This window comes from Rhizobium acidisoli, assembly GCF_002531755.2.
Lineage (GTDB): Bacteria > Pseudomonadota > Alphaproteobacteria > Rhizobiales > Rhizobiaceae > Rhizobium > Rhizobium acidisoli.
Genome location: NZ_CP034998.1, coordinates 1,860,050 through 1,874,030, shown reverse-complemented (window position 1 = coordinate 1,874,030; position 13,981 = coordinate 1,860,050). Strand labels below are relative to the sequence as shown.

Below are 13,981 nucleotides of genomic sequence, written 5' to 3'. Positions count from 1 at the left end.
TGACTAAAAACAATCTCGAATGCGAATAAAATTCGACGCGTATTTGTCTCGAAATCGATTAAAATTGTAATTCCCGCAACAAGGCTTTGACCCGCGAAAAGCCTGCACTGCCGTCCTGGCGTTAAGGATTTTCGTTGAGCCGGGTAAGGGCCGTTTGCGGTCCGGCGGCGCGGAGCCGGCCGGCAATGCCGCTGGAATCGGCGGATTCGACGCGCTCGAAAGCTGGCTGTCGCTCGGATTCCGGATTTGGGCGGCAAAATTATTTTTGATGGAGATGGCGAAATCGATCGGTGGCGGCGACGATCGCGGCGCTCATATCGGGATTTGCGGTGGAATGGGCAGCATGCGGAAGAATCTGCAGCTCGCTTTGCGGCCAGGCGCGGGCCAGTTCCCAGGCAGTGACCAGCGGCGCCTCGATATCGAACCGCCCCTGCAGCAGGATCGCCGGAATGCCTGCCAGCCGGTCGGCATTGTTCAAAAGCTGGCCGTCATCCAGCCAGGCGCCATTGGCAAAATAGTGGGTGATGATGCGGGCGCGCGTCAGCAAATAAGCCGGATCGGCCCAGCGGCGCGGCAGGCCTTCAGGATCGGCGAGCAGGATGGAAGCCGCTTCCCAGTCATGCCAGTCGCGCGCCGCCTTCAGGCGCGTCTCTGAGTCGGGATGGTTGAGGAGATGATGATAGGCGGCAACCATGTCCTGGTCTTGCTCCCGGCTGCCCGATGACGCCGCCTGGCGGAAACGGTGCCATTCTTCCGGGAAAAGCGGCGCCATGCCGCGATAGAGCCAGTCGACTTCCGAGCGCCTCGTGGTGGTCACGCCTGATATGACGATCGCTGCGACGCGCTGCGGATGGGTTTCGGCATAGGCGAGCGCCAGTGTCGAGCCCCAGGAATTGCCGAAAACGAGCCAGGTGTCGATATCGAAGAAGACCCGCAGCCGTTCGATATCGGCAACAAGATGCCAAGTGGTGTTGAGGGAGAGATCGGTTTCGGGATCGGCAGCGCTCGGCAGACTGCGGCCGCAATTGCGCTGATCGAACAGAATGATTCGGTAAGCGTCCGGATCGAAATAGCGCCGTGCCGTCGTCGAACAGCCGGAGCCGGGCCCGCCATGCAGCACCAGCGTCGGCCGGCCAGCCGGATTGCCACTGGCCTCCCAATAGATCAGGTTGCCGTCGCCCGTGTCGAGCAGGCCATGATCATAGGGTTCGATTTCCGGATAGAGAGCCGACATCGTTCTGCCTGTCGCAGGTTGTTCTACTCATAATATCTATGGCTGAATGGTAGGAACGACTTGCGACAGGATTTCGCTCCGGGTTTCCGAAGCCTAATTCATTGCCGCTGGCAGATGTCTTGCCGTGAAACTCAAGCTTGTCAACAGGACCTGACCGGGTGCGCGCCCGGCAAGCGCATTGGCAGCACCGTCACATGATCAACTGTCTGCTAAAGCGCGTCGCGATCTTTCAGATTCGCTCCTTGCGCTTTAGCTCTTTATTTTTACGCATGTCGTTGCCGCAAAACCGCAGCACACTTTTGCGCGACATGCTTTAGAGGAATTCGCGTAGCGTCTCGCGGGACTGGATCGACAGGAATTCGATCGCCACACCTTCGACGAAATGGCGGACGACGCGGCCGCGCATGTTGCCGAGCCGCACTGCGGTTCCGATCGACGGGCGCATCTCGACGTCGACGGCGGCGCCCGATAGCGAAAGGTCCATGATCCGGCAGGTATAACGCGTGCCGTCCTCAAGCGTCAGTTCGGTATTCGTATCGCGTGGCGTCAGACGGTCATGGCGACGATCTTCCGGCAGGCCGAGCTCATGTTTGTTGGCAAGCCAGGTGAGCTGGGCGGCGAGCTTTTCCCGCTTCCGCTCGGTGGCGTTGATCGACATGGTGAAGCCGCGGCCATCAAGCGTCTGGACATAACCTTCGACGCGGCCGAGATGGTCGATATAGGCAACGACACGTTCGTTGGTGCGTGGCCGGCCAAGGCAGGTGACGTACATGTCGCCAGGCGACATGTCGATCACCATGCATTCGAACTCCTCGTAACTGGCAAGCATCAGCCGGCCCTGCATATTGATGGGCACACGCTGAAAAACGCCCTGTTCAGGGCGCGGCGCAGGTCTTTGCGTCTGAGCTGGCTGGAACGAGTGCATCAAAAGGCTTCTTTATGAAATCTGAGAGACCGATCATTACCCGCAATCCATTAACAGAAGGTTGTTTTGCCTCATTCTCATATAGCCGAAAACGAGTATGTCCGATGTCCTGAAACGGGACTGTCAGCGCGCCTCCGCACTCGTCAGCAACTGCGACACCATGCGGCGCATGACCTGGCCGAAACCGGCGCTTTTGGCGGCGACGATTTCGTTGATAGGGCGCAGCTCAGCGGCTTCAGCGTTGCCGAATTTTCCGGGCAGCAGACGGCTGCGGTCGAGAGCCAGGAATTCGAGCGGCACGATCTCCAGCCAGCTCGCGGCCGCCGTCGGTGCGATTGCGCCGAGCAGCCGGTCGCAGGCGCCGCCCGGCGAGCGCAGCGGCATCATGATGATCTCGAAGGAGGCCTGATGACCGACGGTGCTGTAGCCGGTGGCGTTGAACAGGGCCGGCAGGACATGGTCCATGACGCCCATCGCGGTGCGTTCGATGTCGGCGTGCTGGCCGTTTGCCCAAAGTGAGGAGAAGCGTGCGCCGCGCAGGTCCCGGCCGAACAGATCGCAGATGCGGGTGCCGGCGAGCCGGAAGGCGATGTCGCCTTCCTCGCGGGTCTCGAGAATGAACAGACTCTGGAGCAGATGGGGGACAGCGGAGGGTTCGACCTGCGCTTTCAGCGGCGCATCGGCTGCGCCGCGGATACGGTTCCAGTAGTCAAAAATTTCGATGGTCGTTTGCACACGCATTTTTCACCAACCTGTCCCATTCCGGGTCATTTTCGGGCAGTCATTGCCCCTACAGGCTCTACCTTGCGGATTTCATGCCAAGTCGCGGCGGTTAAGGTTAAGAAAGGGTTTCGGTTGAGATGCGGTACCTGTCGTGGCACTGTCCAGCCATCGCTTCGACTTTCGAAGTTCAGCACAACCTGCCCGGGCCGAGGTCTTTCCTTGAACTCCGGTATGCCGTCCGGCACTTCGGACGGCTTTTTTTTTGACAGGTGCTCCTGTATGGCTGTGGCCTCAACGAGGCGATACTGAAATGAATGAGCAGACGGCCGAGCCGCACAAGGCGCCCGAACCTCCCGAGGTCCAGCCGCCGGCAAAGCCGCCGCGCGTGCCGGTCTTCAACCTTCCACCGGCGCTGTTCTTCAGCCTTTGTCTGCTTGTGGTCATCTATGCGGTGCAGGAGCTCGTGCTCTCCGACGATGCGCTAAGCTGGCTGTTCTTCACCTTCGGCTTCGTGCCCGCCCGCTATGTGATTCCGCTGTCGCAGCAGGGGCCGGAGCTGTTCTGGACGCCCGTCACCTATTCACTCCTGCATGGCAGCGTCCAGCATATCGTCTTCAACGGCTTCTGGCTGATGGCCTTCGGCGCACCGGTGGTACGCCGCATCGGGACGCTGCGTTTTGTGCTCTTCTGGCTTTTCTCGGCCGTCGCTTCCGCGGCCCTGCACGCGGTGCTGAATTGGGGGGATGTGACGCTTTTGATCGGCGCGTCGGGCGTCATCTCCGGGCTGATGGGGGCTGCGTGCCGATTCGCCTTTCCGGCCGAACGGCGGCCGATGCTGCCTGCGCATCTCAATGCCCGGCTGTCCATCGCCGAGGCGCTGCAGAGCCGCACCGTCGTCATCTTCATGCTGCTCTGGCTGGTCGGCAACGCCCTGATCGCCGTCGGCATCCCGCTCGTCGGCGATAGCGATCAGCCCATTGCCTGGGACGCCCATATCGGCGGTTTCGTCTTCGGTTTCCTGCTGTTTTCACTGTTCGACCGGGCGCCGCGCCCACCAGTGATGGAAGCCGCCGATACGCAGAAGGATATGTTGCAATCCTGAGCCTGTCAGTGCACCATCGACCTATCCGCGATGGGGGGAGAAACCGCCGCGGATGCCTGTGACAAGTGGATCACGGACATAGGAGGTTCGAATGACCAGTTCAGTCAAAGCAATTCTCGACCTGAAGGGCAGGGACGTTTTCACCGCCGGGCCGAACACCACCGTCGCCGAAGCGGCGGTCATCCTCAGCAAGAAGAGGATCGGCGCTATCGTTGTCGTCGGCATGGAAAACCGGATTTCGGGCATGTTCACCGAGCGCGATCTCGTGCATGCCATCGCCAAACATGGCAAGGACGGCCTCGACCAGACGCTGGCCCAGGTCATGACCGCGAAGGTCTACCGCTGCCATGAGGAGACGACCGTCAACGAGCTGATGGAACTGATGACCAGCCGCCGTTTCCGCCACGTGCCGGTGGAACACAACGGCAAGCTTGTCGGCATCATCTCGATCGGCGACGTGGTGAAATCGCGCATCGCCGAAGTCGAGCGCGAGGCCGAGGAAATCAAGGCCTATATCGCCGGCTGAGGTTTTCGCCCTCCTTCGAGGGATGCCGTAGCCCGCGAAACGGCTACGGGCTTGCGGATGATGTCGATCAGGGGGAGCTGGCGTAGACTTCCTGCATGCGCTTGATTTCGGGGAGCCTGGCTCTGGCTTCCTCGTAGCCGCGTTCGATCGCTTCGCCGGCCCGATGGAACTCGGAAAGGCCGATATAACTCAGACGCGGCTGCAGCGAAATATCCGGCGGGTCGCCGGCAAGGCGGGCGCGGGCGATCCTGTCCTGGATGATATTGAAAGCCTGCACCATGACGCCGGTCATGCCGAGACGGGCATAGGGCGCCTCTTCCTGTTTTTGCACTTCCTGCGGCGAGAGGCTGGCATTGTGCCGGACGACGGCCGAGCGGCCATAGAGATCGTAATTGAGATTGACGGCGACGACGAGCGGCTGCTCGTAGGCGCGGCAGACGGAGACGGGGACGGGATTGACCAGTGCGCCGTCGACCAGCGTGCGGTGATTGCTGCGCACCGGCTCGAAAATGCCGGGCAGGGCATAGGAGGCGCGCAGCGCCGTGATCAGCGAACCATTGGCGATCCAGACCTCGTGGCCGGTATTGACCTCGGCGGCGACGGCGACGAAGGGCCGGTCGAGATCCTCGACGTTCAGGCCTTCGAGATGTTCCTGCATGCGCTTGGTCAGCCGCATGCCGCCGAACAGGCCGCTGCCGCCGATGGTGAGATCGAGGAGACTGGCGATCCGGCGCATGGTCAGCGAGCGGGCGAAACTTTCGAGTTCATCGAGTTTGCCGGCGAGATAGCAGCCGCCGACCAGCGCGCCGATCGAGGTGCCGGCAATCATGCCGATCTCGATTTTTGCCTCGTCGAGGGCGCGCAGCACGCCGATATGGGCCCAGCCGCGGGCCGCTCCACCGCCGAGCGCCAGCGCGATCTTGATTCTCTTGACGGGTGCGGGAGGCGGGATCGTCTCAAGTGTGGTCGACATGCCGGAACCGGGACCTTCGCCTTCAGAGCTTTGACGATGCAAATTCCAGCTCAGCATGGCGCTCTCCCCTCCCAGCAGAACACATGGTTTCCGATAGTGTGCCCGATCCGTTTCCAAATGGTATATAGAGGCGACTTCTGGCGCAATAAGGAGCAGATGCCGGGAAATTCCGGCTCCATTTTCCTAGGCTATTTTCCGGGCCTATTTTCCGTAAACGTCCTGCGGATCGAAATGACGCTCGTCGTCGACGATATCAAGCATCGGCTTTCCATCCCGAAGCGTGATCGTTCTGTAGAAGCAGGAGCGGCGGCCGGTGTGACAGGTGGCGTCATGGCCGGCGACCTCGACCTTCAGCCAGATGGCGTCCTGATCGCAATCGGTGCGAATTTCCTTCACCGTCTGGAGATTGCCCGAGGTCTCGCCCTTCTTCCAGATCTTGCCACGCGACCGGCTGAAATAATGGGCCGTGCCGGTCTGGATGGTCAGCGCCAGCGCCTGGGCATTCATGTGCGCCACCATCAACAGCTCGCCGTCGCCGGCGTCGGTGACAATCGCGGTGATCAGGCCACGGTCGTCGAAACGCGGCGTGAAATCGCCGGCGTCTTCCAACGCCGACTTGTCCTCGGATGGTTGACTGAAGATCAATTGGCTCATCGCGGCCCTCCTGAGGGAGCCGGTATCAGCGGCTCCGCACCATGGTCATGAAACGGGCCTGATCGGCCGGCTCGGTCTTGAACGTTCCGGTAAAGGTGGTCGTCAACGTGGTCGAGCCCTGCTTCTGAACGCCGCGCATCGCCATGCACATATGTTCGGCCTCGATCATCACCGCGACACCGCGCGGGTTAAGCGTATCGTCGATCGCCCGGGCAATCTGCGCCGTCATTGTTTCCTGGGTCTGCAGACGGCGGCCATAGATCTCGACGACACGGGCAATCTTCGACAGGCCGAGCACACGCCCGTCCGGCATGTAGGCGACGTGAGCCTTGCCGATGATCGGCACCATGTGGTGTTCGCAATGCGAGAAGAACGGTATGTCCTTGACGAGGACCATGTCGTCGTAACCGGCAACCTCTTCGAAGGTGCGACCGAGCACGTCTTCCGGCGCCATGTCGTAACCGGCAAAAAGCTCGCGGTAGGATTTGACGACACGCGCCGGCGTTTCGATCAGGCCTTCGCGCGTCGGGTTCTCACCGGCCCAGCGCAGCAGGACGCGAACGGCTTCCTCCGCCTCCTGCTGGGAGGGACGATCGGAGTCGCGGTTCGTCTGCGGAAAGTTCTTTACGATGGCGTCCATGAACAATGGTCTCCTGGTCCGCACCGCGGACCGATCTGTCGGAATCGCCACTGGTCAATCCCATGCGGGAATTCATGCACCTTTGGCAGGCTCCGGGGCTTTCGAGGCGCATTCAACACCCCTCCGGCACGGTTTCCCAATCAAACTTACACGAGGCCATTGCATTTTAATGGCCTTCGAACGACATACATATAGGAAGACGGCCATCGTATGTAAGTATCCTCAGATGACACGGTGTGTTTTTTGTTTCAATAACAATAACAGCCCTTATTGAGGCCGATCCGCAGCGATTTTGGAGCGGAAATCCAACATGGACGATATCTACAACAGCAAGATCCTCGAATTCGCCGGCAATATTCCGTTGACCGGCACCTTGGCGGATGCCGATGCGAGCGCCCAGGCCTATTCGAAGCTTTGCGGCTCGAAGGTGCGGATCTGGCTGAAGATGGACGGCGACACCGTCACCGGTTTTGCTCATGACGTGAAGGCCTGCGCGCTCGGCCAAGCCTCGTCCTCGATCATGGCGCGCCATGTCGTCGGCGCTACATCGGGCGAATTGCGCCAGGCACGCCAGGACATGCTCGCCATGTTAAAGGCGGATGGAGCAGGGCCCGAGGGACGGTTCGAGGATATGCGCTATCTGCTGCCGGTGCGGGACTACAAGGCCCGCCATGCCTCGACGATGCTGACCTTCGATGCCGTCGTCGATGCGATCGGCCAGATCGAGGCGAAACGGGCTGAGGTTATCGAGGCGTAACTGAGATGTGTGAGTTCTGCGCCCTGCAGGCCAGCGATGAAGAGGACGGTGGTGCCGCCGGACCCGAGAAGCCGCGTGAAAAGGTCGCACGCACTTCGCGCAATTATACCGGTCCGTTCCGAAAAACTCCCGACCGCCTGCTCGGCATGGGGCTCATCCGCCTCTACCAGCTGACGCTTTCCGGCTTTATCGGCAATTCCTGCCGCCATATCCCGACCTGCTCCGAATATGGCTACGAGTCGATCGCCCGCCACGGGTTGTGGGCCGGCGGCTGGATGACGCTGTTTCGCGTCGGCCGCTGCGGCCCGGGCGGCACCAGCGGCCTCGACCAGGTTCCGGAGATACTCGGCGAAGACTTCCGCTGGTGGACGCCGTGGCGCTATCTCTCCCTCGGACGCAAGAGAGGGTGCGCGCCATGAGCACTTTCATCGCTCTTCTGCACAGCATTGTCCTGACGCCCGACCGCCGCGTCATTATGGAAGATCTGCGCGCGCTTGCCAAAGAACTTGGCTATCGCGAACCGCGCACGCTGGTTTCCACGGGCAATCTCGTCTTCGAGGCCGATGATATGCGGCCGCACGAACTTGAGGTCGCGCTGGAAGAAGGGTTCGAAGAGAAATTCGGCAAACATGTCGATATCATCGTGCGTAGCGACTGCACCTGGATGGCGCTTTGCGGCACCAATCCGTTCCGAGACGGCAACGGCGACCAGGTCATCGTCCGTGTAATGCGCCTGCCGGTCGATCCGGAAAAGGTGGAGGCGCTGAAAGCGCTGATGACGGAGGGACAGCGCATCGCTGTCGTCGGCGGCGATCTCTGGATCGATTTCGCCGGCAAGCCGAGCCAGTCCAAGCTGCTTTCGGCGCTGACGACCAAGCGGATAGGCATCGGCACGATGCGCAACTGGAACACGGTCTGCGGCCTTGCCCAAATGATCATGTAGGCCGGCTGCTTCTTTACTCCCGCGGCAAATCTGAGTATCAGGCGGCAGCGCTTCCAACGAACGGCGGCGCTTCCGTTTCAACCACCCGCATTCGTTGGCGGGACTGGACAAGGAGAATTTCGATGTCTGAAGCCATTTCCCTGACATTTCCCGATGGTTCGGTGCGCAGCTTCCCGGCTGGCGCGACCGGCAGGGATGTCGCCGAATCCATTTCCAAGTCGCTCGCCAAGAGCGCGGTCGCCATTGCGATCGATGGCGCCGTGCAAGACCTTTCCGATACCGTCACCGACGGCAAGATCGAGATCATCACTCGCAAGGACGGCCGTGCGCTGGAGCTTATCCGGCATGACGCCGCACACGTGATGGCTGAAGCCGTGCAGGAACTTTGGCCCGGCACGCAGGTGACGATCGGCCCGGTCATCGAAAACGGTTTCTATTACGACTTCGCCAAGAACGAGCCCTTTACGCCCGACGATCTGCCGAAGATCGAAAAGAAGATGAAGGAGATCATTGCCCGCAATGCGCCCTTCACCAAGCAGATCTGGTCGCGCGACAAGGCCAAGGAAGTCTTTGCGGCCAAGGGCGAAAACTACAAGGTAGAGCTCGTCGATGCGATCCCGGCAGGGCAGGATCTGAAGATCTACAATCAGGGCGAATGGTTCGACCTTTGCCGCGGCCCGCACATGGCCTCCACCGGCCAGATCGGCACGGCCTTCAAGCTGATGAAGGTTGCCGGCGCCTATTGGCGCGGCGACAGCAACAACGCCATGCTGTCACGCATCTACGGCACGGCATGGGCTGACCAGGCTGATCTCGACAACTATCTACACATGCTGGCGGAAGCCGAAAAGCGCGACCACCGCAAGCTCGGCCGCGAGATGGACCTGTTCCACTTCCAGGAAGAAGGCCCGGGCGTTGTCTTCTGGCATGGCAAGGGCTGGCGGATCTTCCAGTCGCTCGTCTCCTACATGCGTCGCCGGCTCGCGGTCGATTACGAAGAAGTCAACGCGCCGCAGGTGCTCGACACCGCGCTCTGGGAAACTTCGGGTCACTGGGGCTGGTATCAGGAAAACATGTTCGCCGTGAAATCGGCGCATGCGATGACGCATCCGGAAGACAAGGAAGCGGATAACCGCGTCTTTGCGCTGAAGCCGATGAACTGCCCCGGCCACGTGCAGATCTTCAAGCACGGGTTGAAGTCCTATCGCGAACTGCCGATCCGCCTCGCCGAATTCGGCCTGGTGCATCGCTACGAGCCTTCGGGCGCGCTGCACGGGCTGATGCGCGTGCGCGGCTTCACGCAGGACGACGCGCACATTTTCTGCACCGACGAGCAGATGGCTGCCGAATGCCTGAAGATCAACGATCTCATTCTGTCGGTCTATGAAGACTTCGGCTTCAAGGAAATCGTCGTCAAGCTTTCAACCCGGCCGGAAAAGCGCGTCGGTTCCGACGCCCTCTGGGATCGCGCTGAGGCGGTCATGACCGACGTGCTGAATACGATCGAGGCTCAGTCCGAGGGCCGCATCAAGACCGGCATCCTGCCGGGCGAGGGCGCCTTCTACGGGCCGAAGTTCGAATATACGCTGAAGGATGCGATCGGGCGCGAATGGCAGTGCGGGACGACGCAGGTCGATTTCAACCTGCCGGAACGTTTCGGCGCCTTCTATATCGACAGCAATTCCGAAAAGACGCAGCCGGTGATGATCCATCGCGCCATCTGCGGCTCGATGGAACGCTTCCTCGGTATCCTGATCGAAAACTTCGCCGGCCATCTGCCGCTGTGGGTATCACCGTTGCAGGTGGTGGTCGCGACGATTACCTCGGAAGCCGACGCTTACGGGCTTGAAGTGGCCGAGGCGCTGCGCGAGGCCGGTCTCAACGTCGAGACCGATTTCCGCAACGAGAAGATCAACTACAAGGTCCGCGAACACTCGGTCACCAAGGTGCCGGTCATCATCGTCTGCGGCAGGAAGGAAGCCGAGGAGCGCACGGTCAACATCCGCCGCCTCGGCAGCCAGGATCAGGTTTCGATGGGGCTCGACGCCGCCGTCGAGAGCCTTGCCTTGGAAGCGACGCCACCAGACGTCCGCCGCAAGGCCGAAGCAAAGAAAGCCAGGGCGGCCTGAAAACGCCTCGATAAAACGTCTCTTTCCGGCAGCGCCATCGGCGCTGTCGGAAATCTGATATAAAACCGCAATATTGTCGCCACAAACGGGGAGCGGGTGATCCCGAGGCCGGCGTGCGCTTCAAAGAATTGTCCTATGCCAATGACCGAGATCCGCGGCTGAAGCGCTGGCTGATCCGCTCGATCGAGGGGCTTTCGGGCCGCGATCACTATGTCAGGCTCTACGACATCTGGCGCAGCGAGATCATCGGGAGGAGTGACCGGGTGTTCGCCAAGACGCTCGATCTCATCGACGGCGCGGTCGACGTCAAAGGCAACTGGCCGCTCGACCCCGTTCCCGCCGAGCCGATCGTCATCGTCGCCAACCACCCCTTCGGCATTGCGGTGCTGGCGCTTGCCGAACAGCTCGGCCGTCCCTTCAAGGTGCTGATCCACAACGACCTTTTGAAAATACCCGAGATGGCGTCCTATTCGCTGCCGATTTCCTTCGAGGAAACCAGGCAGGCAATGGCGATGAACTTGAAGAGCCGGAACGAGGCGGTGCGGCTGCTCAAGGAAGGCACCACCATCGTTGTTTTTCCCGCGGGCGGGGTTGCGACCGCGAGGCGAGGATTCGGCCGCGCCGAGGATCTGCCGTGGAAGATCTTTCCGGCAAAACTCATCCAGGCGGCGCATGCCAGCGTGCTGCCGATCTATTTCGAGGGTCAGAACGGCCGGCTGTTCCATCTGGCAAGCCTGGTATCGATGACGCTGCGCCTGTCGCTGCTGATCGGCGAGTTCCGCCGGCTGTCCGGCAGCACGATCACGGTGCGTGTCGGCAAGGTGCTGACCTGGGAGGCGCTGAGCAGCGGCGGCGACCGCAAGGGTCTGCTGGCCCGTCTCTATGAGGCCGTCTTCTCGATGGCGCCGCCGAAGCGCTCTCTCCAAACGTTTCGGCTAAGGCGAAACCGCTCGCGGTAAATCAATCGAGGCTGGTGTCGTCGCCGCCTTGCGGCGCGAGCTGTTCATAGGAAGGGAGCGGCGCCACCGGAGCCGGCTGGACGCCTGGCGGCGGCGGCGTTCCCACAGGCACTTGCTGTACCGTGCGGGCCGCGTCGTTCACCGGCGGCTGCGGCTGCTGGTCCTTCATCAGAACCTCGACATCGGTGTTCCTGCCGGCGACGACGGTGAAATCGCGCTGGTAGATCTTGTCCTTGTTGCGGGCGACGGCAGAATATCCGCCTTCGGCGAGAACCATGGTCGGGAAGGCGCTGACGCTTTCGCCGACGCTGTCGCCGGCCGCCGTCAGGATCGACCATGCCGTATCGGCAATCGCCTCGCCGCCAGCATCGGAGACCAGCTTGAAGGTGACCTGCGCGGCGCGATGCTGGATCGTCGCTTCGGTCAGCTTGCCGGCTTCGACCTGGATGTCGGCGCGGATAACGGCGTTGACGCTGCCATATTCGGAAACGATATGATAGGTGCCGGCATTGAGGCGGACGACGGTGTTCGGCGAGACATCGGCAACCACAAGCCCGCGCTCGCCATCCTCGCGCACTTCCGAGGAATAGATCGAAAAACTCAGCTGGTCGGGGCGGATGCGGGCATCGGTGCCGGAGACGGCATTGAGCAGCAGGCCGCCGGCATCGAGGACCATCACCTGCTTGTCGACCGCGCCGTCGGCGGGCACGGTGAGCTTCTTGGTTACGCCGGCGCGGCCGAAGGAGACGTTGACGAAATAGTCGCCGGGCGCGAGCTGGAAGGCAGCGGGTCCGCCCTTGGCGCTGGCGATCAGCGGCAGTTTGCCGTCGGTTCCGGCAATCGGGCTGAAGACATACCAGGATAGGCCTTCTTCGACTGGCGTGCCGTCCGCCGTCAGCTTGGCTTCCATTGGCACATCGCGCAGCTTGACCCCTTCAGGCGCCGTGCCGGGCGCGATGAAGGCATCGAGCTTCGGCATCTTCGACGTCGATTCAAGCTGTTTGAATTCCTTGAAGGCATCCTGAGCGCTGGCGCCTGGAGACGTCAGGATCGTCAGGGCAATGGCAAGGCCGATGCGTGCAAAAGGCGAAATGCCAAACATCTGTTTCGTGAACCGATTGACTTCTGAAATCGCAAAGGCCACTTCAAGACCAACGCGATGGCAAATTCAAGACCCAGCCTTTGCAGCAGCATAAAAATGAGAGTTTCTCCCGCATGAAATCCGATATCAAGCTGATCGACTACCTCGCCGTGCGCCGCTCCATCCCCGCTTTCCAGATGTGCGAACCAGGCCCCGAAAAGGCCGAAATCGAGGAGATCCTGCGTCTGGCCTCGCGTGTTCCCGATCACGGCAAGATCGCGCCGTGGCGCTTCATCGTCTATCGCGGAGGCGAGCGCGCTCGCCTCGGTGAAGAGCTTCTGACCTTGGCGCTCGAGACGAAGCCTGAGCTTTCCGAAGAGATGATCCAGGTGGAACGCGCGCGTTTCACCCGCGCGCCCGTGGTGGTCGCCGTCGTCAGCAAGGCGGGGCCGCATATCAAGATCCCCGAATGGGAGCAGCTGATGTCGGCCGGCGCGCTCTGCCTCAACGTCATCCTCGCCGCCAATGCCAGCGGTTATGTCGCCAACTGGCTGACGGAATGGTTCGCCTATGATGAGCGCGCCTATCCGCTGCTCGGCGTCGGGCCTGATGAAAAGGTGGCGGGCTTCATCCATATCGGCTCGACGACATTTCCGGCGATCGAGCGGCCGCGGCCGGAACTTGCCGATACCGTGACCTGGGTCGGCGGGGAGGGCTGATGTTTTACACCACCGACGAAAACCGGCACGGGCTGGCGCATGATCCGTTCAAGGCGATCGTGTCGCCGCGCCCGATCGGCTGGATCGGCAGCAAGGGCCGGGATGGTTCGATCAACCTCGCCCCCTATTCCTTCTTCAATGCCGTTGCCGACCGGCCGAAGCTGGTGATGTTTTCATCCGCCGGGCGCAAGGACAGCCAGCGCAACGCGGCCGAGACCGGCGTCTTCACCTGCAATTTCGTCGGTCGCGATCTCGCTGAGAAGATGAACCTCTCTTCGGCGGCGCTGCCCTATGGCGAGAGCGAATTTGACTTTGCCGGCCTAACGGCCAAGCAGGCAGAACTCATCGACGCGCCCTATGTCGGCGAGGCTTTCGCGGTGCTCGAATGCAGGGTTACCGAAATCATCGAGCCGAAGACGCTGTCGGGCGTGCAGTCGGAAAACGTCCTTGTCTTCGGTCAGGTGGTCGGCATCCGCATCGACGAGGCGATCGTCAGGGATGGCCGCTTGGACATGTCGATCGCCCGGCCGGTGGCCCGCATGGGCTACATGGATTACAGCGAAGGCAGCGATGTTTTCGAGATGTTCCGGCCGCATCTGCCGAAGGTCTAGATCGA

The 13,981-nt window shown here is 61.3% G+C and carries 16 protein-coding genes; 9 read left to right on the top strand and 7 right to left on the bottom strand.

The annotated features are described in order from the left end of the window. Nucleotides 1–259: 259 nt before the first annotated feature. The 3 genes from pip to CO657_RS09310 form a co-directional block, all read right to left on the bottom strand. Nucleotides 260–1,234, bottom strand: a complete 975-nt coding sequence (gene pip, locus CO657_RS09320) for a prolyl aminopeptidase (protein ID WP_054183089.1) — start codon at nucleotides 1,232–1,234, stop codon at nucleotides 260–262. Nucleotides 1,235–1,547: 313 nt separating this feature from the next. After that, on the bottom strand, nucleotides 1,548–2,159 hold the full coding sequence (locus tag CO657_RS09315) for a PilZ domain-containing protein (protein WP_003586329.1): 612 nt from the start codon (nucleotides 2,157–2,159) through the stop codon (nucleotides 1,548–1,550). Nucleotides 2,160–2,282: 123 nt separating this feature from the next. Next, nucleotides 2,283–2,900 (bottom strand): PAS domain-containing protein, encoded by a 618-nt coding sequence (locus CO657_RS09310; protein WP_003586330.1) that lies wholly within the window; start codon nucleotides 2,898–2,900, stop codon nucleotides 2,283–2,285. Nucleotides 2,901–3,192: 292 nt separating this feature from the next. On the opposite strand from CO657_RS09310, the gene CO657_RS09305 reads away from it, so the two are divergent. Both CO657_RS09305 and CO657_RS09300 read left to right on the top strand, forming a co-directional pair. Beyond that, nucleotides 3,193–3,984 (top strand): rhomboid family intramembrane serine protease, encoded by a 792-nt coding sequence (locus CO657_RS09305; protein ID WP_054183090.1) that lies wholly within the window; start codon nucleotides 3,193–3,195, stop codon nucleotides 3,982–3,984. 91 nt (nucleotides 3,985–4,075) lie between these two features. Continuing rightward, on the top strand, nucleotides 4,076–4,510 hold the full coding sequence (locus tag CO657_RS09300) for a CBS domain-containing protein (protein ID WP_003586334.1): 435 nt from the start codon (nucleotides 4,076–4,078) through the stop codon (nucleotides 4,508–4,510). A gap of 67 nt (nucleotides 4,511–4,577) precedes the next feature. Here the strand turns inward: CO657_RS09300 and CO657_RS09295 are convergent, their stop codons facing one another. The 3 genes from CO657_RS09295 to folE form a co-directional block, all read right to left on the bottom strand. Then, on the bottom strand, nucleotides 4,578–5,540 hold the full coding sequence (locus CO657_RS09295) for a patatin-like phospholipase family protein (protein WP_054183091.1): 963 nt from the start codon (nucleotides 5,538–5,540) through the stop codon (nucleotides 4,578–4,580). Nucleotides 5,541–5,684: 144 nt separating this feature from the next. Next, nucleotides 5,685–6,137 carry a phosphoribosyl-AMP cyclohydrolase gene (gene hisI, locus CO657_RS09290; protein ID WP_003572988.1) on the bottom strand — a complete coding sequence of 151 codons (453 nt, stop codon included), beginning with the start codon at nucleotides 6,135–6,137 and terminating at the stop codon, nucleotides 5,685–5,687. A gap of 25 nt (nucleotides 6,138–6,162) precedes the next feature. Then, on the bottom strand, nucleotides 6,163–6,777 hold the full coding sequence (gene folE, locus CO657_RS09285; RefSeq protein WP_003586337.1) for a GTP cyclohydrolase I FolE: 615 nt from the start codon (nucleotides 6,775–6,777) through the stop codon (nucleotides 6,163–6,165). 310 nt (nucleotides 6,778–7,087) lie between these two features. Between folE and CO657_RS09280 the strand changes: the two genes are divergently transcribed. From CO657_RS09280 to CO657_RS09260, 5 genes are all read left to right on the top strand, one after another. Then, the gene (locus CO657_RS09280) at nucleotides 7,088–7,534 is read left to right on the top strand and encodes an iron-sulfur cluster assembly scaffold protein (RefSeq protein ID WP_012557747.1); all 447 of its coding nucleotides are present in this window, start codon (nucleotides 7,088–7,090) and stop codon (nucleotides 7,532–7,534) included. Between the two features lie 5 nt (nucleotides 7,535–7,539). Further along, the gene (yidD, locus tag CO657_RS09275) at nucleotides 7,540–7,953 is read left to right on the top strand and encodes a membrane protein insertion efficiency factor YidD (protein WP_054183092.1); all 414 of its coding nucleotides are present in this window, start codon (nucleotides 7,540–7,542) and stop codon (nucleotides 7,951–7,953) included. After that, entirely contained in the window at nucleotides 7,950–8,477 is a 528-nt protein-coding gene (locus tag CO657_RS09270) for a DUF1697 domain-containing protein (protein WP_003586340.1), read from the top strand. The genes yidD and CO657_RS09270 overlap by 4 nt, the downstream gene beginning before the upstream one ends. Nucleotides 8,478–8,599: 122 nt before the next feature. After that, complete coding sequence (gene thrS, locus CO657_RS09265) at nucleotides 8,600–10,606, top strand: threonine--tRNA ligase (RefSeq protein ID WP_054183093.1); 2,007 nt, start codon at nucleotides 8,600–8,602, stop codon at nucleotides 10,604–10,606. 113 nt (nucleotides 10,607–10,719) lie between these two features. Continuing rightward, nucleotides 10,720–11,565, top strand: a complete 846-nt coding sequence (locus CO657_RS09260) for a lysophospholipid acyltransferase family protein (protein WP_054183094.1) — start codon at nucleotides 10,720–10,722, stop codon at nucleotides 11,563–11,565. A gap of 1 nt (nucleotide 11,566) precedes the next feature. On the opposite strand, the gene CO657_RS09255 is transcribed toward CO657_RS09260, so the two are convergent. Beyond that, nucleotides 11,567–12,667: a hypothetical protein gene (locus tag CO657_RS09255; RefSeq protein ID WP_054183095.1), complete on the bottom strand. Its 1,101-nt coding sequence runs from the start codon at nucleotides 12,665–12,667 to the stop codon at nucleotides 11,567–11,569. A gap of 113 nt (nucleotides 12,668–12,780) precedes the next feature. On the opposite strand from CO657_RS09255, the gene CO657_RS09250 reads away from it, so the two are divergent. Together CO657_RS09250 and CO657_RS09245 are read left to right on the top strand one after the other, a co-directional pair. Next, nucleotides 12,781–13,365 (top strand): nitroreductase family protein, encoded by a 585-nt coding sequence (locus CO657_RS09250; RefSeq protein ID WP_054183096.1) that lies wholly within the window; start codon nucleotides 12,781–12,783, stop codon nucleotides 13,363–13,365. Then, nucleotides 13,365–13,976: a flavin reductase family protein gene (locus CO657_RS09245; protein ID WP_054183097.1), complete on the top strand. Its 612-nt coding sequence runs from the start codon at nucleotides 13,365–13,367 to the stop codon at nucleotides 13,974–13,976. The genes CO657_RS09250 and CO657_RS09245 overlap by 1 nt, the downstream gene beginning before the upstream one ends. Nucleotides 13,977–13,981: the final 5 nt, after the last annotated feature.